Annotated in this window: 19 protein-coding genes and 1 tRNA gene; 8 read left to right on the top strand and 12 right to left on the bottom strand. The window is 60.5% G+C overall.

Annotated features, from left to right (window positions below; translation table 11 throughout):
- Positions 1-1,352: 1,352 nt before the first annotated feature.
- The 11 genes from BM079_RS05665 to BM079_RS05715 form a co-directional block, all read right to left on the bottom strand.
- Positions 1,353-2,333 carry a hypothetical protein gene (locus BM079_RS05665; RefSeq protein ID WP_090131633.1) on the bottom strand — a complete coding sequence of 327 codons (981 nt, stop codon included), beginning with the start codon at positions 2,331-2,333 and terminating at the stop codon, positions 1,353-1,355.
- A 101-nt stretch (positions 2,334-2,434) separates the two neighbouring features.
- The gene (locus BM079_RS05670; RefSeq protein WP_090131637.1) at positions 2,435-4,210 is read right to left on the bottom strand and encodes a DUF927 domain-containing protein; all 1,776 of its coding nucleotides are present in this window, start codon (positions 4,208-4,210) and stop codon (positions 2,435-2,437) included.
- Positions 4,207-5,337 carry a toprim domain-containing protein gene (locus BM079_RS05675; RefSeq protein WP_090131640.1) on the bottom strand — a complete coding sequence of 377 codons (1,131 nt, stop codon included), beginning with the start codon at positions 5,335-5,337 and terminating at the stop codon, positions 4,207-4,209. The genes BM079_RS05670 and BM079_RS05675 overlap by 4 nt, the downstream gene beginning before the upstream one ends.
- Positions 5,330-5,623 carry a hypothetical protein gene (locus BM079_RS05680; protein ID WP_090131642.1) on the bottom strand — a complete coding sequence of 98 codons (294 nt, stop codon included), beginning with the start codon at positions 5,621-5,623 and terminating at the stop codon, positions 5,330-5,332. The genes BM079_RS05675 and BM079_RS05680 overlap by 8 nt, the downstream gene beginning before the upstream one ends.
- Positions 5,616-5,873: a hypothetical protein gene (locus BM079_RS05685; RefSeq protein ID WP_090131643.1), complete on the bottom strand. Its 258-nt coding sequence runs from the start codon at positions 5,871-5,873 to the stop codon at positions 5,616-5,618. The genes BM079_RS05680 and BM079_RS05685 overlap by 8 nt, the downstream gene beginning before the upstream one ends.
- A gap of 455 nt (positions 5,874-6,328) precedes the next feature.
- On the bottom strand, positions 6,329-6,583 hold the full coding sequence (locus tag BM079_RS05690; RefSeq protein ID WP_090131645.1) for a hypothetical protein: 255 nt from the start codon (positions 6,581-6,583) through the stop codon (positions 6,329-6,331).
- On the bottom strand, positions 6,580-6,861 hold the full coding sequence (locus tag BM079_RS05695) for a helix-turn-helix transcriptional regulator (RefSeq protein ID WP_090131647.1): 282 nt from the start codon (positions 6,859-6,861) through the stop codon (positions 6,580-6,582). Before BM079_RS05695 ends, BM079_RS05690 begins: the two co-directional genes overlap by 4 nt.
- A 204-nt stretch (positions 6,862-7,065) precedes the next feature.
- Complete coding sequence (locus BM079_RS16995; protein ID WP_090131649.1) at positions 7,066-7,260, bottom strand: ogr/Delta-like zinc finger family protein; 195 nt, start codon at positions 7,258-7,260, stop codon at positions 7,066-7,068.
- Between the two features lie 159 nt (positions 7,261-7,419).
- Positions 7,420-7,857, bottom strand: coding sequence for an acetyltransferase (locus tag BM079_RS05705; protein ID WP_090131651.1), 438 nt, complete (start codon positions 7,855-7,857; stop codon positions 7,420-7,422).
- Positions 7,858-9,072 (bottom strand): tyrosine-type recombinase/integrase, encoded by a 1,215-nt coding sequence (locus BM079_RS05710; protein WP_175489613.1) that lies wholly within the window; start codon positions 9,070-9,072, stop codon positions 7,858-7,860.
- Between the two features lie 165 nt (positions 9,073-9,237).
- Positions 9,238-9,314, bottom strand: a tRNA-Arg gene (locus BM079_RS05715).
- Between the two features lie 72 nt (positions 9,315-9,386).
- Here BM079_RS05715 and BM079_RS05720 point away from each other — a divergent pair.
- Positions 9,387-10,157, top strand: coding sequence for a methyltransferase domain-containing protein (locus BM079_RS05720; RefSeq protein WP_090131656.1), 771 nt, complete (start codon positions 9,387-9,389; stop codon positions 10,155-10,157).
- A 115-nt stretch (positions 10,158-10,272) separates the two neighbouring features.
- Entirely contained in the window at positions 10,273-11,247 is a 975-nt protein-coding gene (locus BM079_RS05725) for a methyltransferase (protein WP_090131658.1), read from the top strand.
- Positions 11,248-11,286: 39 nt separating this feature from the next.
- Here the strand turns inward: BM079_RS05725 and greB are convergent, their stop codons facing one another.
- A complete protein-coding gene (greB, locus tag BM079_RS05730) occupies positions 11,287-11,820 on the bottom strand; it encodes a transcription elongation factor GreB (RefSeq protein WP_090131660.1) in 534 nt (177 codons plus the stop codon).
- Between the two features lie 214 nt (positions 11,821-12,034).
- Between greB and BM079_RS05735 the strand changes: the two genes are divergently transcribed.
- The 6 genes from BM079_RS05735 to BM079_RS05760 all read left to right on the top strand — a co-directional run bounded on the left by BM079_RS05735 (position 12,035) and on the right by BM079_RS05760 (position 18,105).
- On the top strand, positions 12,035-12,661 hold the full coding sequence (locus BM079_RS05735) for an NUDIX domain-containing protein (RefSeq protein WP_090131661.1): 627 nt from the start codon (positions 12,035-12,037) through the stop codon (positions 12,659-12,661).
- Between the two features lie 4 nt (positions 12,662-12,665).
- A complete protein-coding gene (locus tag BM079_RS05740; RefSeq protein ID WP_090131663.1) occupies positions 12,666-13,115 on the top strand; it encodes a DUF1249 domain-containing protein in 450 nt (149 codons plus the stop codon).
- Between the two features lie 112 nt (positions 13,116-13,227).
- Entirely contained in the window at positions 13,228-13,968 is a 741-nt protein-coding gene (locus tag BM079_RS05745) for a phosphodiesterase (RefSeq protein ID WP_090131665.1), read from the top strand.
- 201 nt (positions 13,969-14,169) lie between these two features.
- Positions 14,170-15,081 (top strand): sulfate adenylyltransferase subunit CysD, encoded by a 912-nt coding sequence (gene cysD, locus BM079_RS05750; RefSeq protein WP_090131667.1) that lies wholly within the window; start codon positions 14,170-14,172, stop codon positions 15,079-15,081.
- A 7-nt stretch (positions 15,082-15,088) separates the two neighbouring features.
- Positions 15,089-16,513: a sulfate adenylyltransferase subunit CysN gene (gene cysN / locus BM079_RS05755; protein WP_090131669.1), complete on the top strand. Its 1,425-nt coding sequence runs from the start codon at positions 15,089-15,091 to the stop codon at positions 16,511-16,513.
- Positions 16,514-16,953: 440 nt separating this feature from the next.
- The gene (locus tag BM079_RS05760; protein ID WP_090131671.1) at positions 16,954-18,105 is read left to right on the top strand and encodes a porin; all 1,152 of its coding nucleotides are present in this window, start codon (positions 16,954-16,956) and stop codon (positions 18,103-18,105) included.
- Positions 18,106-18,144: the final 39 nt, after the last annotated feature.

Below are 18,144 nucleotides of genomic sequence, written 5' to 3' on the forward strand. Positions count from 1 at the left end.
TTTCTTTGTTGTCATAGCTATGTCCTCGTGGGCCCAGGATCGATTATCGCGTATGCAGCATATACTGAATGAACATCTCCCCCGGCGCGCTGTCGACTCCCCGCCCCGCCTGCGCTCTAAATGGGTCGGTTTTATTGCACCCTTGCAGAGGCGGCCGGACCGCCACAGTACTGGGCCGCGCGGCGGTTTTGGACCCCAAAAAAATTACGCGTTTTCTTGCATTTCACACCGCCGTTGGAGGGTGGTGCGGGGTGAAAAAGCGGCTTTCTGGTCACCGTGCTGGGCACGGCCTCAAAACAGGTGTCTCCTGCAATGCCCTCCAAGCTCTTGCGGTCTTTTCATCACAATATTCGAGCGCACTGATTAAGTAAAGTTGTGTAAAGAAAGAGTGAGACAAAAGCAGCATCCACCACGAACTCCTTTCGCTCGCCAGAATGAAATGATCACGCCCCGATCCAGCTATTTCTGGCCCCTCCTTTGCTGAGACTGATTCCCATTACCCTGATACGTTTTCATACCTGTGATTTTTGAGTGGGAACACCGGGAACAGTGGGAACAAGGCTCAACCATGCGGGTTCCAGCGTGGGAACATTGTTCCCACTGAAAAATCGAGTGGGAACAGAAAAGGGCAAAAACACCCCTATACAGGTAGGTGTTCCCGTTTGTTCCCACTCTTTAGTGTCTTACCGGGAACAAGCGAGCCCGCCTGTGGCGCGGCTTCCAGCGAGGTGTTCCCACTGTTCCCGCTGTTCCCGGTCGTTTTCAGGTTCCTGTAAAAACCTTCCTCACCATTCCCGCCCTTGATGGGAGTCGTCTGGCCATCATCGCCGCCGGTCGTGCCGATCCTTTTCTCTGGAAAGCGAAAGGGGTTTGGAGTCGTGGCCACCATGCAAAAAGCCCTGCCCATGGCGCGATACTCTTATCCGTTTTCACACCTGTGATTTTTGGGTGGCAACACTGGCAACAGTGGCAACAAGGCTCAACCATGCGGGTTCCAGAGCGGCAACACTGTTGCCAGTCAAAAAGTCACTGGCAACAGAATGAGGGTGAAAAGCCCCCTTATGGTGTGGTGTTGCCAGTTGTTGCCACTCTTTAGTGTTTTACTGGCAACACGGGAGCCCGCCTGTGGCGCGGCTTCCAGCGATGTGTTGCCTTGTTGCCACTGTTGCCACTCGATTCAGGTTCCTGTGACGATTCTTCCTCACCGTTCCGGCGCTCGATGAGGTTTGTCTGGCCATCATGGCCGCCGGCTTTGCCGATCCTTTCCTCTGGCGAGCGATGGGGTTTGCAGGCCGTGGCCACCACGCAAAAAGGCCCCGCACATGGCGGGGCCTTCTGCTGTCGTTTGTGGGTCAGTGCTGCGTCTTGCCCGGCACATATTCCATGGTGGCTTCCAGCTCCAGCTGGCGACGGCGGCGTCTGATCGTGTTGCCCAGCTCGCCCTTGCCGGCTTCACATGCCAGCGGGGTAATGCCCTTGAGCGTGTCCGGTTGTTCTGTCTGCGTTTTCGGCATCAGGTGCCAGACCAGTTCGCCCAGCGCGGCATACTGACGTTTGCGGATCTCATGGCGCACTGCCCGAGTCTGTTCGTTGTTGAGGTGGGAGAAAATGGCTTCGCCCGGCTCACTGGAGACGTCCAGATTGTACTGGGCCATGTACACCACGTTATTGCACAGGTCGTCGGTGATGCGCTGGAACAGCCCCTTGAGTGCCGCTCGGAAATGATCGCTGTCGAGCCCTTCGAACAGCTTCTCTGCTTCGGCCAGCAGGCTGTGGTGACTGATGACTTCCCGTGTGGCCTTCAGGCTGCGCTGGAACTGCTCCCGGGCGACCTGTGTCTCGATTTGCAGCCACTCGACCTGCGGTTTTAAAAGCTCGATCATCTCGCGCTTCTGCTCGGCCTCGATGCGCCACTGGCCGGCCTGCTTCTGCTGATCGCGTACTTCCTTGCCCTGCTTGCCGGCCCCTTCCAGAAAGGCCCTGCGCCAGCTCTGGCTGGCCTGCTGCTCCTGTGCCTCGGCGGCGCTGACGGTCTTTTCGATCCGGTCCAGTTCTTCTCGGGCCTGTCTCAGCCGCTCGCGCTTGTCCAGATAGTCGGCGCGGGCGGTGGTCAGTTTCTCCTGCGCCTTTGACGGCGTCAGGGCATTGATGGCCGCCGTGGTGGGTTGATAGTCAAAGATGGCGTCCAGCAGACGCCGTGATGGCTGAGGGAGCGGCGCAGGGCTGTCTGTGGCGGTCGCGGTATTTTGTGTTGCAGTGTTGGCAGTCATGGCGGCGTTGTCCGTGGTGGTGGTCTGGGTATTGGCGTTGGTGTCGGAATGGGTTGCGGTCATGGGGTGGTGGCTCCAGGCGATGGATGAGGGAGCGGCCCAAAGGCCGCCCCGGGTTGCGGGGGTGAAGGTGAGTGCGGCAAACGGCACCTTGATTGGTGGATTCATCGGGCGCCGCCCTCCGGCTCCAGCTTGTCGGGATCGATGACAAAGAAGCGGGCACTGCCGCCGCCGGGCAGGCGGTAGTTCTTCTGCTTGCGCCCTTCATCCATACGGGCCAGCACGTCATGCGTGCCCAGGGTGCGCAGGATGCGGTCACGGCTGTAGCCCTCGACCGCCTCGACCAGTGCGGCGCGGTTGAACAGATAGAGCCTTCGCCCGTTGTCGATCTCGTAAAAGCCGGCCCGATGCGAGACGTGGGCGGCCAGCTGGGCGTTGACGTCGGAGAAACGGCTATCGCCGTGCAGGGCGATGAAGTCGGCCAGTGCGGTGAGAATTTGCCGGTCCTCGGCGTTGCCGTCGCCGATGGTGGCCAGCCACTCCATGAACAAGAGCCGGCAAGCCTGAATGGCGGTTTCCGGTGGCCACGGCAGGATCTTCCATTCACTGGCCAGTTCCCCGGCCAGTGCCATGACCGCAAAACGGTCCGCGACGCGCCCGGCCTGTGCGCTGGCCACGTTGAACGTGCGCCGGATCTCGCCAAAGCGCCACGGCAGCCCGTGGGCGGTGTCCTCGTCGATCAGGTGTTCCACCAGTGCCGGACCGGCATGACCGAACTGGCGCGAGACGGCGCCGGTCAGGGTGCGGTGGAAGGTTTCCCCATCCATGCCGTGCACGTCATCAAAGGCGCGATAGGTGCGGGTGCCGGCGTTGATGTCCACCATGCGCAGTTCGGCGCCGGCGTGGGCGTTCTGACCCGAGATGCCGGTATGGTCGGCGGCGCTGCGCTCGCCGCTGGACAGGATCGGAATGCACCAGTGGTTTTTCGGGCGTCCCTCGCGCTCGCGGGTCATGGTGCCCTTGCCCGAGCCGTTGGCCAGCGCGTAGATATGCTCCTGAAGGCGTTTGGGGTTGGCGCGGCTGATCTCGTCGGCAATCAGCACGGTGTCGTTGCGGGTGGTGGCCTCGATCTCGACCCCGCCGGCGGACATGTCCCATGACACCTTGAAGCCTTCCGGGCGGCCCCAGACCGTGGCGCCCACGTCCTGCGCCAGTGACTTGCCGCTCGATGAATCGCCCACCAGGTGGATGCCGCCGCCGTTGACGCCGACCTTGCGCAGCAGCGGCCCCGACAGGGCGCAGCACAGCGCAACAATCAGCACCGGGTTGCCCAGACACGGCGTGGCCACCTCGGTCTGCCAGTCCTCCAGACTGCCCCGGGTATCGAACACGCGGGCTTCCAACCCCGAGCCGTGATAGCGCACCTGATCGCTGCCGATCACCCGATGCGGCATGACAAAGGCTCCGGTGCCGGCGTGCCAGCCGGTGCGGGTTGTGGTGGTCAGCACCACATCAGGGGTGTGGTGGCTGGCCACGAACGCCGGGATGTACTTGCGGTGGTGATAATCGACGATCAGGCCCTGACGCATCAGCGGCTTCAAGACGTCATCGCCCTTGCCGGCCAGCGCCTCCATGGGGATGACGTATTCCAGCTCCCGGCCCCGGTGATAAAAGCGCACCAGCCGCCCGATGCTGCCGTCGTCGCTGTCGATGGTCTCGGCCTCGATATACAGCGGCGAGCAGATCCACAGGTCGAATGGCTGCCCCGGTTCGTCCGGCGAGGTCTGCTTGATGCCGTGATACCAGGTGCCGGCGCGATAGAGGCGCCCGTCGATGTTCACCGGGCCGTCATAGGTGGCAAAGCCGGGACGGGTGATGCCTTCCCGCTCGGGCACGTTGGGATTGCCCACCAGTGAAAGGTGCGAGTCCTGTTGGCTCATTGGGCACCTCCTGTCTGGCCGGTGCCTCCGGCCTTGCCGGTGCCCTTCTTCTGGCGAGCGTGGGGTTTGCGGTGTTCTTCCGGTGACTGGCCAGACTGCTGCCGGTCGCGGCGGCGTTCACCATCGATGCGCTGCCGATGCCAGCAATACAGATCGTTGAAGTCGGTGGCGTCCTCCGGCGCGCCTTCCGGCCACTTGGGGTACAGCACCAGCGCGCCGGCGGCGACCGCGGCGTCATTGGCCATTTTTTTGCCCGGGTTGCCTTCGGTGTGCCGGTCGTCGTCGCCGGCGATCACCAGTTCCAGCGAGCCGTTCAGCGCCCTTTTCATGTAGAGCGCCACGGCTTCCAGATTGCCGGCGTTCATGGCGCAGGCCACGGGGTCACCGGTCAGCCGGTGCAGGGTGGCGCCGGTGGCCCAGCCCTCGCAGACGAACAGCCGCCCGCCGGGGATCAGATCCCCGATCAGCGAATAGGCGCCGGTGACGCGACCGCCTTTCAAAAAGCGCTTGCGCCCGTTGGGCATGATCCATTGCAGATTGACCATCTCGCCCTCGGCGTACAGCGGCACCATCAGCCAGCCGCGCCCGGACTGGCGCAGGTTATAGACCGGCAGGCGTTTGGCGATCAGGTAGGGATGGTGGGCGCTGGCACGTTTTGCGCTGTCCCAGTAGCGCTTGGCGCGTTCGGCGGCGGCCTCGCGGTTGCGGGCCTGCTCCTGCTCCATGGCCTTTTGGCGGGTATCGAACGCCTCGATCGCAGCGGCATCCAGTACCGGCGAAGAAGGGGCAGGCATACCACTGCGGGAAGACCGGAACACACCGAGCCCCAGCCGCGCATCGATCTCCATGGCGGCATCGACCTGCCGGCGATAGCTGCGCAGGTAGCACAGCAGTGACACCAGATCACCGCCCCGGGCGTCACTGTCGGCAAAGTCGTTCCACTTGCCATTGGCCAGCGATACGCCAAACGACCCGGCGTGGCGGTCGCCCCGCACGGTATTGCGGGCCTGCCACTCGCTGCCCTGTCGCTTGCCCTCGGGCAGCCATTCGGAGAGCAGCAGTTCGGCGTATTCAAGGGCCGCCGCGCTGACGCGGCGGATTTTGGCGATGGTCTCGTGTTCAGCCATGGGCCACCTCCCGGCGGTACGCATGACCCGCCACATTCATCAGGTCGTCGGCATCGTTGAGCAGCAGGTAGGCAGCGTGGGCGATGCTGGACAGGTCGCGGCCATCGATACCGCCGCCCTTGCTCTCGCCGCCCAGGGTGGTGACGGTGAACAGCATGTCACGGGCTGCCGAGAGGCGCAGGCCGGCGCAGTCGTGCAGTTCGTCAAAGCTGGCGTGACGGTCGATCAACAGCGCCGGGCGCTTGTGGGTCGGGTGAGCGGTCAGCGGGACGTATTGATCAGCCACGAGCCACCCCCTCACCGATCAGGTCATTCAGGTCAGAGAGCAGGTCGGCGTAATCGGCGGCAGAAATAGCGCCCAGCGTGTGGGCCATGCGAGCCATACCGACCAGTTCGGCAAACTGTTCCGAACGGCGATTGACACGCAGCTCGATCAGGCGCGAGCCGATCAGGGCAATGGCTTTCTGGGAAGCGGGTATTTCAGATTGAACGGGGTTTTTAAGACGTGCGGACGCACTAGAGGCGTGAATAGCCATGGGACGGACTCCTTTCGTTGACTCGGAGTCGTCGCCAAACGTTCTCACGCGTTTGGAGACGACTGTACGCGGGGTGAGAAACCGGCACGAAAGGAAACCGGCCGAGCCGAAGCCCGCCCACGCACAGCCGCCATAACAGCAGGGTGCGGACGCAAAAAAAGCGCCTGCATTGCTATAGAGGGCGCTACTGCACCTTCCGTCTTCCGGGTTCTCACGCCCGGTCGCAGATTTTGCTGCGACCCTTTCATCATAATCAGACCGGCCAGGACGTGGCAAGCCATGCCGGGACGATTTTGTCCCGGTGGCCAGTGCCGGATCTCGAAAAAAGTGCCCGGCGGCCCGTCGTGTCCCGGTTTTTTCGCGTGTCATGGGCACAAAATCTCCCCAACCCCACCCGGTGACTACCGGGCAGCGGTGAATATTGATCAGTTCAGAGGGTCAGGCGGTGGCGCGGCCTAGCAATCGGTCTCGATGCTGGGGCCCCGGTGCAGATCGGTCAGCAGGTGACGGTTCGCGGGGTGTTCGGCATGATGGCCGGGTGCGGTGCTCGTCTTGTGCTGCGTGACCGACACAAAGCGCTCGCTGCCGCCGCGCACGATCTCGCGGCCCGGCAGGTTGACGGCGCCGGTCAGGGCCGAATCCATCGACTCCATATCCGCTTCGGTAAAGTCGATGCTCTGTTCGCCGATCTTCATGGTGAAGCGTTTCATGCGCGGGCCTCCGGTCGAGCAGTGGTGTTCAGGGTGGTGTTGCGCTGGGCCAGTCGCTCGGCGATCCAGCCGTCGATCTCTTCTTCCAGCCAGGCGACGCTGTTGTCGCCAATCGGGACCGGCGCCGGAAAGGTGCCATCGCTGACGCCCTTGTAGATCGATGAACGGCTCTTGCCGGTCTTGAGTTCCACCTCACGGCGACGCAACAGGCGATTGCCCAGCTGGATGCGCTCGACGTGCCGGCAGGCACTGGTGGTGGATGATGTTGATGCCGTCATGGGCGTTTCCTGTCGTGGTTGATTCGAGCGGCGCAGGTGCCGCCGGGGACAGGATCAGCTTGCCAAGGGATGGTGGGGACTTCGAGCAGCGCGTGTTGTAAAACCGGCCTTTACAATAGGAACGGCAGAACGAGGCATGCACATGGCCACAAAAAACCGCGACAGCATCAGCGGTCGCGGTTGGATCGTTGAGCAGTGCCAGCTTTAGCCGGTCGTCCGGTTTTCACTGTTGGCACTGTCATTCACGGCTTGAACGGTAAAATCGCCTCTACAGCGGTAATCACACGCAGGGCGCGAGCATTCCAGGTAAAAGCGTGAATAGTACGGGTGAAGCCTTCGGCTGGTGCGAATGCGCATACGGCTGCCGCAGCGCTCACAGTGCAATCCCAGTCCTTGCATGGTGTTTATCCAGTAGTTCGCCTGTGTGTTGCCGGAACGCAAAGCAGTGCTTCTGCCTTCCCGAGCGGGCCTGTCCCGCTTCACCAACCACTGTATAGAACACTGTATAAATAACCAATATGGAAAATTAACAAATGTTGTATAAACCAGCGCGCATGCTTACAACGTTAGCTGCATGTGAAGGAGCGGATAGGGCTTGCCTTGACCATCAAGCGGGGAACGCCCGATCACCTTAAAGCCCAGGTGCTTATAGAATCCCAGTGCCTGCTCGTTCTGCTCGTTGACGTCTACCTTGGTGACACCTTGAGTGCTTATGACATGTCGGGCAAGTGACGCCCCGACACCCTGGCCGCGAGCTTCCGGTGCAATGAAAAGCATCTCGATATTGCCATCGCTCACGCCGCAGAATCCCAGAATTTTCTCGTCATCGCTCTTGGCCACGTTCAGGCTGACGGCCTTGAAATACTCATTCAGGATAAGCGGCTTCAGTTCAATGAGGTCACTCTCTGCCAGAAAATCGTGCGTCGCTCGAACCGAGGCTTCCCATATTTCTATAAGCCGCTGATGCTCTGAACTTATTGCGCTTTCGATTTTCACTCATCGCTCTCCTGCTTCACCCGATTTTCTAATCACAAAGCTTTCAAGCTTATCTGCCCATGCTTGCATCATGGCCGGCCTTTGCTCGGCGGCCATATGCTCTGCATGGGTATAGACGCCCTCGATCCCCGGCAGCTTGTGTGAAAGCTGCATCTCGATCCACTCACGCGGATAGCCCATCTCTTTCAGGCCAGTGGCCACCACATGGCGAGTACCGTGGGGAACGTGCCGGCCTTCAAAACCCATGCGCTTCAGGGCCATGCCGAAAGCCGCATCGGAAATCGGTTTGGTCGCGTCATTACGCCCCGGGAAAAGCAACTTATAGCGTCCGGTGAGCCGGTGGAGTTCGTGCAGGATGGCGACAGCCTGAAAGGGGAGTGGGACCTGGTGGGGGCGATCCATCTTCATTCGCTCGGCAGGGATCTTCCACACGCTGGCTGTCAGGTCGAATTCTTCCCAGCGAGCGTTGCGCAGTTCCCCTGGACGAACAGCGGTCATCAGCAATAGCTGAAGGCCACAGCGCACCAGAGTGCTTTTGTCGTAGGCGTTGATCGCCTGCACAAGCTCTGGCAGTTCCTGTTGCGGTATATGAGCGAAGCTCTGCTTTTTCTGACGTTGCAGGGCACTGCCCAGCTCGGCAAGCGGGTTATAGGTCGCCCGACCCGTGATGATGGCGTAGCGGTAGATCTCGCGGCAAAAAGAAAGGATCTTGCGGCGCTGCTCGAATTTGCCGGCGGCTTCCAGGCGTTTGAGAAGATCCAGCCATTCAAGCGGTTTGATATCGTCGATGGCGCGCTGGCCAAAATGCGGGAAAACATGCGTTTCAAGGGCTGCCCAGCTTTGTGTGGCGCGCTTGGAGCTTTCCTTCCAGCGGGGCACCATCGTGGCGTGCCACTCGCCAGCCAGCACCTGAAAGGTATTTTCGGTGGCGTAGCGCAGCTCGCGCTTTTCCTGCTTGCGTTGCTCTACGGGATCGATGCCTTGGGCTACCAGACGCCGCGCATCGGTGCGCTTCTCTCTCGCTTCGGCCAGAGAAACCTCGGGGTAATTGCCCAGGCTCATCATGTTGCGCTTGCCGTTCGGTCGCACGTAGCGAAAGCGCCAGCCCTTGCTGCCGTTGGGTGAAATCCTGAGTTCGAGTCCCAACCCGTCCGAAAGCGCTATCGGTTTTTCACCCGGTTTGGTTTTTTCGATTTTTCTGACAGTTAGCGACATCGTGGTATAGCGAGCATCTTCGAATCTGGAATATGCCTGCCTGTATACCATTTTTATGCCGGATTCGGGAAGAACGCTTGGGACTGCTTGGGAACGTAAGTTCGCTTAAATCAAGGGTTTGAGGCGGTTTTAAAGGCTTGGAGAGGACTGCTTGGGAAGGTGCGGTGGCGCCCCCGTCAGGATTCGAACCTGAGACCTTCCCCTTAGGAGGGGGACGCTCTATCCAGCTGAGCTACGGGGGCGAAGTGGGCGCCATTATAGGGATTTCACGCGTATAGTGAAACCCTGATGCCCCAACGCCTTCCAGAGCCTGCATGAAAGAACGTATTACGACAGATCGCCACTTCAACGGCATGGCCGAGAAATTCGAAAACGCCCTGTACAATCACTCCCGCGGGCGGCTGCGGCTGGCGCTGTTGACGCGGGCCATCGAGTCTTCCATCCCATTGACCGGGCAGCCGCTGGTCGATGTCGGCGCGGGCCTGGGCCAGATGGCGCACTGGGCCGCGGAAAAGGGCCATCCGGTGACGCTGCTGGAGCCGGCCGAGGATATGCTGGCAGCCGCGCGCGAGCGTCTCGCCGGCCACGATGCCCGCTTTTTCCCGAACGATTTGCAGGGTTTGTCTGATGTGGCGCCGGGGCCATGGTCGTTGATGTTCTGTCACGCGGTGCTGGAGTGGCTGATCGAGCCTGAAGCGGCGATTCATCGGTTGGCCGAGCAGCTGGCGCCGGGCGGGTGGCTGTCGCTGATGGTGTTCAATGAAGATGCACTGCGCTTTTCCAACGTGGTGAAGGGCAACCTGCAAAGGGTGCTCGATGATCAGCTGGCAGGCTTTGGCAAACGAAAGCGCCTGACGCCGATTTCACCGCTGCGCCATGAGCAGGTGGTGCAGTGGTTGAATGAGGCCGGGCTGGAAGTTCGAGCGGTAACGGGCATCCGTGTGTTTCATGATTACCTGCGCGAGCGTGACCCGGATGAAGCCACGCTGGAACGGCTTTTCGAGCTGGAGCATCGCTACTGCCGGCAGGAACCCTACTGGCGGCTGGGCCGCTATCTTCATTACAGCGTTCATCGCCCGAGCTGATATTCTTCACCCCATTCGACGTATGTTGCCGGGCAGGTCCGGAGATATACCGTTATCTTTTGGGCTGTGCCACAGGCAGGTCCGTCATTCATTATTTGAGTAGAGCAGGGGATTCATGAGTTTTTCCACGCCCATGGGGCAGTTGCTGGACCGACAGACACCCGCCATCAGAGACGATGAATGGCTGATTGCGCCGCCGCTGGATGAAGGGTTGTTGAACGGTGCAAAGCACCGTATATGGAGTCTGGACCATCTGATCGCAGAGGTCTGGCGTCAGCACGGCCACGACGTGGTGGAAGGGCTGACACCGCCGGCGGACATGACGACCGCGCTGCTGTTCTGGCCCAAGACGATGGATCTGGGCCGCTGGTGGCTGGATCAGCTCAACGCCCACTGCGCCCCGGGCAGCACGCTGCGCATCGTCGGCGAGCACCATGGCGGTGGCAAGCGGGTGCCGGGGGAACTGAAAACGCGCGGCATGACGCATCAGCGCCTGGATAACGCGCGGCGCTGCTCGCTGTATCAGGCTGCCACCATTGCGGGTGAAGTCGGCGATCACTGGTCCACGTTTGAGGCGCTGGATCTCACCCTGGTCAGTCATCCGGGGATCTTCGGGCATGGGCGCCTGGATGACGGTACTCGTATGCTGCTGGAGGTGCTGCCGACGCTGGAAGGGCAGGTGCTGGATGCCGGCTGCGGCGATGGCGTGATCAGTGCCTGGCTGGCACGGCAGGGCGCCGAGGTGACCGCCGTGGACATCAATCATCTGGCGCTCGAGGCGACGCGTCGCACGTTGGCGGCCAATGATCTGAAAGGCGAGGTATTGCCCAGCGATATGCTGGCAGTCGTTGAAGGCCCCTTTGACGCCATCGTCAGCAACCCGGCCTTTCATCAGGAGCGCAATGTGTCGATTGATCCGGCGCGCAAGCTGATCGAGCAGGCCAGCAAAAAGCTTTCGCCAAAGGGGGCGCTCTATCTGGTCGCCAACAGCTTCCTGCCCTACATGGATCTGATGAAAAAGCACTTCGGGCGTGTCGAGGTGCTCAAGGAGAGCAGTCGTTTCCGGGTCTATCGCGCCAGCCGGCGTTGAGGGCGGGGCCACACCGGTCGCCGGGTGTTCTGATCGGCATCAGCGCTCGGCGTAGGCGATGTCGGTAATAATGTAAGTGGTCTCGCCACCCGGGGCGTCGACGGTGACTTCGGCGTCCAGCGCCTTGCCGAGCAGGGCGCGCGCCAGTGGGGCATCGACGCTGATCCAGTGCTTTTTGTTGTCGGTCTCGTCGGGGCCGACAATACGGATGCGCATCTCTTCGCCGTCATCATCTTCCAGCGTCACCCAGGCGCTGAAAAAGACCTTGTTGCGGTCCTCGGGCAGGCGATCGACCACGGTCAGCGCGTCGAGTCGCTTTTGTAGATAGGCGATTCTGGCAATGGTGCCGTTGAGCGCCTTCTTGTTGTAGGTGTAGTCGGCGTTTTCGCTGCGATCGCCCTGGGCGGCGGCCTCGCCGGTCTTGCGCGACAGCTCGGGACGACGCACGCGTACCAGATGATCCAGCAGGCTCTGGATAGAGGCGTAGCCTTCCGGTGTGATCAGGTCGGTTTTCTTCTCCTGGCGCGGGTCCCTGGCCGGATCGCGCCAGCGCGTCATGTTGCGTCCTTTCATGCCGAGAGTGTCCGTATGACGATGGGGCGATTACCTTAATCGTCTCGCATTGTGCTGCCAAGACTGCCGGCAGGTGTGATCTTGAAAGTCTCTGGCGCAGCGTCCATAAACAGTCCCACACTCTTTTTGTGTTCGGTGCCTGCCAGCTGCCCGTCACCCCAGACTGTCCGCTTGTGATCCGGCGGCCGTGTTCATGTTTTTCAGGGAAAAGCCGATGAGTCAGGATAGAACGCTTCAGCCGTGCTTTGATGCCAGCGATGTTGAACGCCTGGAGGAGATACCGCTGCATCGCGGATTTTTCAATCTGGACCGCGTCGATGTGCGCTATCGCCAATATCAGGGCGGTTGGAGCGAGACCGTTTCGCGCGAAGTATTCCGTCATCATGACGCCGTGGGCGTGCTGTTATATGACGTGGAACGTGACGAGGTTGTGCTGGTCGAACAGTTTCGTGCCGGCGCGATGGGGCGCTCGTTCAGTCCGTGGCTGCTGGAGCCGGCGGCCGGGCTGATCGATTCCAGCGAGTCGCCGGAAGAGGTCGCTCGTCGTGAAGTCTCCGAGGAGACCGGGTGTCGGGCCGAAGAGCTATTGGAAATTCATCGCTATTTCCCGAGTCCCGGTGCCTGTGACGAGTACATCACGCTGTTCTGTGCGCTGGTGGATGCCGGCAATGTGGGCGGCATTCATGGGCTTGAGGAGGAGCACGAGGACATCATGGTGCGTGTGCTACCCTTTCGTGACGTCTGGGGATTGCTGGAAGACGGCACCATCAACAATGCCATGTTACTGATTGCGCTGTACTGGCTGGCCCGGGAGCGCCCGGCCCTCAGAGCAAGGAGATAGTCATTTGAGTCAAAGAACCGCTTACGTTACCGATCTTCGAACGCTACAGGCCGAGTGTACGGCCAACTTTGTGCGTCTTGACCGGCTGCTGGGCGATACCGTGGCCGGTGAGCGGGTGGAGCTGCCGCTGGCCAGCAACACTACGCGCTTTGGGACCCTGCATCTTGAAGTCGTCGAACGCGCGCCCTATACAACGATCGTGCGCGTGTTTCAGAGCGGCGTGCTGGATGACATGATTGATGCACCGCGCATGGTGGTGCATCTGTATCACGATGTGCAGATGGCGGAAGTGACCGACTTTCAACGCAAGCGTCACTTCGAGGGGCGCTACCGCTATCCCAACGCCCACATGCACCAGCCCGACGAGAAGCTGCAGCTCAACCGGTTTCTGGGCGAGTGGCTGGAGCACGGCCTGGCCCACGGTCAGGATACGCGTATTTTCGAGACGCCCTGAGCTCGGCGGTAGCGCCCGATTTATCGCTGTGCATGCCTGCGTTCATCTCGCCTGTCATATCGCGCCACTGTCTGTCGCTTCCCCGTGATGACGTTGTTTTCTGGAGTATCCCATGCTGATTGTTCAGCTGTCGGACAGCCATTTGAGCGCTGACCCGGCCCGGCATTACCGCGGTGTTGATGTTCAAAAGCGTCTGGGGTCGATTCTGGCAGACGTTGTCCGTTATCAGCCGGATCTGGTCGTGGTCAGCGGCGATGTCAGCGATGACGGCTCGGTCGAATCCTATCAGCGTGCCGCTGAACAGCTTGATGCGCTTGGCTGTCGCTGGGTGTGGCTGCCGGGCAATCATGATCACCCGGCCACCATGGCGAGCGTGCGTGAGCTGGTGCCGGTCGTCCATCCAGGCGGATGGCAGATCATCCTGCTCAACAGCTGGATCGAGAATGAGGAGGGCGGACGGCTGGGGGAAGCGCAGCTGGCGCGCCTCAGGGCACAGCTGGCAGATGATGACACGCCGACACTGATTGTGCTGCATCATCCACCCGTAACGGTGGAGTCGGCCTGGATGAACGAGATTGGTCTCGAAGACCGCGAGGCGTTCTGGGCCGCACTTGACCAATATGACCACGTACATGCCGTGCTGTGCGGTCATATTCATCACGAGCGCACCTGTCTGCAGGATCGGATACCGGTCATGTCAGTACCGGCCATCGCCGCCCAGTTCGTTCCCGATAGACCCGATTTCGCCGTGGATAACGACGCACCGGGCGGCTTTCGCCTGATACGCCTGTCCGACAAGGACGCCTCCAGGCCCTTGTTGTCGAGTCGAGTGGCATATGTTTACGACGATTGAGCCGATCACTCTGGCGTTGACGGTTCAATTTTTATAGCTTTAATGTCTAAAGGAAGAAAAGTTGATTCTTTGACGTTATGAAGGCAGCTCGCTAACGTGAGCGCATCATTTTGCTCGTGACGCTATCCATCGCGAGACACCCCGTTTACAGCGTCATCGTCTCCCGGCGATGGCGTTTGGTCATGAGAGGTTGTGACACGCATGCTTTCTCCCGAGCGGCAAACACATCTGAAACAGCTTGAAGCCGAGTCGATTCATATCATACGAGAGGTTGCCGCCGAGTTTCGCAATCCCGTCATGCTCTATTCGATCGGCAAGGACTCCTCGGTCATGCTGCATCTGGCGCGCAAGGCGTTCTATCCCGGTACGCCGCCGTTCCCGCTGATGCACGTCAACACCACGTGGAAGTTCAAGGAAATGATCGAGTTTCGCGACCGCATGGCGGCCGAAACCGGCATGGAGCTGATCGAGCACATCAACGAGGAAGGCCGTGAAGCGGGCATCAACCCGTTTGACCACGGCAGCTCCAAGTACACCGACATCATGAAGACCCAGTCGCTCAAGCAGGCGCTGGACAAGTACGGCTTCGATGCCGCCTTTGGCGGGGCGCGTCGTGATGAAGAGGCTTCGCGCGCCAAGGAGCGCGTCTACTCCTTTCGCGACAAGTACCACCGCTGGGACCCGAAGAATCAGCGTCCCGAGCTGTGGAGCCTGTATAACGGCCACGTGAACAAGGGCGAGTCGATTCGTGTCTTCCCGCTTTCCAACTGGACCGAGCTGGATATCTGGCAATACATCTATCTGGAATCGATTCCGATCGTGCCGCTGTACTACGCCGCCAAACGTCCGGTGGTCGAGCGTGACGGCACGCTGATCATGGTCGATGACGAGCGCATGCCGCTGGAAGAGGGTGAGGTGCCCGAGATGAAATCCGTGCGGTTCAGAACGCTGGGCTGCTATCCGCTGACCGGGGCGGTCGAGTCCGAGGCGGCAACGCTGCCCGACATCATTCAGGAAATGCTCCTGACCCGTACCAGTGAACGCTCCGGGCGCGCCATCGATCACGATCAGGCCGGCTCCATGGAACGCAAGAAACGCGAAGGTTACTTCTGAGGCGCATATGGCACACCAATCATCTTTGATAGCCGACAATATCGAGGCGTATCTCAAGGAGCACGAAGCCAAGGATCTGCTGCGCTTCATTACCTGCGGGAGCGTCGATGACGGCAAGTCGACCCTGATCGGGCGACTGCTGCACGACTCGAAAATGATCTATGAAGATCAGCTGGCGGCGCTGACGCGGGATTCAAAGACCCGCGGCACCACCGGTGAGCGGGTGGATCTGGCACTGCTGGTGGACGGTCTGCAGTCCGAGCGCGAGCAGGGCATCACCATCGATGTGGCCTATCGCTTCTTCTCGACCGACAAGCGCAAGTTCATCATCGCCGATACCCCCGGGCATGAGCAGTACACCCGCAATATGGCCACCGGTGCCTCCACCGCAAGCCTGGCGGTCATCCTGATCGATGCGCGCTACGGCGTGCAGGTGCAGACGCGTCGCCACAGCTTCATCGCCGATCTACTCGGTATTCAGCACCTGGTGATCGCGGTCAACAAGATGGACCTGGTCGATTACTCCCAGGAACGTTTTGAAGAGATCAAGCGCGACTACCTGAACTTCGCCGAGAATCTCAAGGCGCGAGACATCACCTTTGTGCCCATGTCGGCGCTGGAAGGCGACAACGTCGTCAACCCGAGTGCCAACATGCCCTGGCATGACGGCGTGCCGCTGCTGGAGCAGCTGGAAAACGTCGAGATTTCTCGCGATCAGAACCTGACGGACCTGCGCTTTCCGGTACAGTACGTCAATCGCCCCAACCTGGATTTTCGTGGCTATGCCGGCACGCTGGCCGCCGGGGTACTGCGTCCAGGACAGACGGTCAAGGTGCTGCCCTCCGGCAAGATCTCCACGGTTGAACGCATTGTGACCTTTGATGGCGATCTCGATGAGGCGTGGCCCGGTCAGGCCATTACCGTGACGCTGGCCGATGAGGTTGATATCTCGCGCGGTGACTGGCTGGTGGCCGCCGATACCGAACTGCCGATGTCCAACGCCTTCAGCGCTGATATTGTCTGGATGAACGAGCGTGAGATGACGCCCGGTCGTGGCTACGACTTCAAGCTGGCCACCCGCGATGTCAGCGGCCAGATCAGCGCCATCGATTACGGCATCGACGTCAACACGCTGGCGCATCACGACGCCGACCGGCTGGCGCTCAACGAAATCGGCCGCTGTCAGGTCACGCTGACCCAGCCTGTCCCGGTGGATGCCTATGACACCAGCCCCGGTACCGGCAGCTTCATCGTGATCGATCGACTGACCAATCTGACGGTCGGTGCCGGCATGATCCGAAGCGCCGCCGATCAGACGCAGGGCAGCGACAGCGTTGACTGGCAGGCCTTTGAGGTCGAACTCAACGACCTGATCCGTCGTCACTTCCCGCACTGGGAAGCCAAAGACGTGCGCGATATCTTCAAGCGCTGACGCGAGCCGCTGAAGTGATCCACGCCCGGCCATGTGCCGGGCGTTTTTGTGTCCGGCTTTCCGATATGACGCCAGCTTCCGGAGGTGTTCCGCTGGCCTGTCAGGCGTTGCCGTGGATACGGCACTGAAAGCGCTGCTCGCCGATGGCATGGCCCCACCGTGGCGCTTTTCATGGGAGAGGCGTTGACCGGCAGACAGCTCGATATATCAACGTCTCGCAGGCTCTGCGAGACGTTTTTTTATGTGGGCTTTTATATGCGCGGTTAACAGGTTGTCGCGCTGCGAAGACGACCCAGTAGCATGATCGGGTACTCATTTTTCCTTAAGATTCATTTCAAATAGTAGCGTTGCCTCATTATAATGGCCCCGCCTTTCATGCCGTCAGGCAGCGTACGCCCTGTTTCGGGCGGTGTTTTTTATCTTATCGATCAGGATGGAACATGGTTATTGGAAAGGGGCAGCGTGCGCTGTGGGTGATGACGGGCAGTCTGGCACTGGCGCAGGCAGGCACTGCCAGAGCAGAAGTCAATCTGGTATCGCCTGATGAGACGCCGCGCGGCCCGCTTGATCGAGTCGAGGTTCAGATCGGCGGTAGCATCAGGGCACAGTATTTTAACGAGATGGGCGGTTCCGACGACGGCAGCTACAGGCACCGTGGCTATGACGGCGGCACGCGCTTTCGTCTGCACGTCAACTACCATGTCAACGATGATCTGAAGCTTTTAAGCTATGCCGAGCTGGGTGTCGACACGGCTCGGGTCATGGGCTGGAAGGACCACTATGACCGGAACAGCGATGACAGCGCGACCAACCGCCGACAGGTCTATTTCGGTTTTGACAGCGCCCGTTACGGCCGACTGACCGTCGGCAAGCAGAACAGTATTTATTACGATACGGTCGGCGTACGTACCGATCTCTGGGACCACGACATGCTCGCCCAGGCGCCCGGTGTTGGCGTCAGCGGTGACCACGACGGCAGCTATCGCGCGCGCCGCAGCCTGAAGTATCTCTACCCGATGGGCGATTTAACCTTCTATCTGGGTTGGCTCTTTCCGGATGAGGCGCTTCATCTTGCCGATAACATTGACTACCAGCGCCATCATGGCGGCTCTGTCGGCATGGACTGGGCGTTTGCGCCGGACTGGCTGCTGAGTGCGGCCTATAGCAACGTCAAGGCCGATACGCGCGACGGCAGCGACAGGAACACCTGGCATCAGCAGATCACCGGCAGTGCCCTGACATGGACGCCTGGCCCGTGGTATGCCTCGGTGGGTGGCGGCTATTACAGTGATTTCGTGCCCGGTGACGAGCTGCGCCCGGACCGCTATTTTGCCGGTGATGCCTATGGCGTCGAGTACGTGGTCCGCTACACCATTCCTGTTGATGCCGACTGGCTCGTCAACCTGCAGCCTTATGTGGCTGGTGACCGGCTGAGCCAGCAGGGCCGCAACGACTATCAGAGCAATCACCAGGTGGTGGGGCTTGTGACCCAGTTTCCCTGGAAGCTGCGCCTTGATCTGGAGCACACCTTTGCCAATACCAGTGACCATGAAGCGGACGTGACGCTGGCAAGGCTTCGCTACGACTTCTAACGCAAGCGCCCAGGCCACATGTCCGCAAACGGCGAGTGA

This window comes from Kushneria avicenniae (genome assembly GCF_900112585.1).
GTDB lineage: Bacteria > Pseudomonadota > Gammaproteobacteria > Pseudomonadales > Halomonadaceae > Kushneria > Kushneria avicenniae.